This window comes from Staphylococcus sp. HMSC063F05 (assembly GCF_001837075.1).
Taxonomy (GTDB): Bacteria; Bacillota; Bacilli; order Staphylococcales; family Staphylococcaceae; genus Staphylococcus; species Staphylococcus epidermidis.
On sequence record NZ_KV831322.1, the window covers coordinates 1 to 270 of the forward strand.

Sequence of the window (270 nt, forward strand, 5' to 3'; positions counted from 1 at the left end):
TTGACATATTGTCATTCAGTTTTCAATGTTCATTAATAATTAAATGGTGGAGACTAGCGGGATCGAACCGCTGACCTCCTGCGTGCAAAGCAGGCGCTCTCCCAGCTGAGCTAAGCCCCCAATATCAAAAGAAGTCGGGAAGACAGGATTCGAACCTGCGACCCCTTGGTCCCAAACCAAGTGCTCTACCAAGCTGAGCTACTTCCCGTATGTAAATTAAATCGATACATAAAATGGCGCGCCCGATAGGAGTCGAACCCATAACCTCTT

2 tRNA genes are annotated in these 270 nt (G+C 47.4%); both read right to left on the reverse strand.

Annotation, left to right across the window (positions count from 1 at the left end):
* Positions 1-44: 44 nt before the first annotated feature.
* Positions 45-120, reverse strand: a tRNA-Ala gene (locus tag HMPREF2576_RS02305).
* Between the two features lie 14 nt (positions 121-134).
* Positions 135-208 (reverse strand) — tRNA-Pro (locus tag HMPREF2576_RS02310).
* Positions 209-270: the final 62 nt, after the last annotated feature.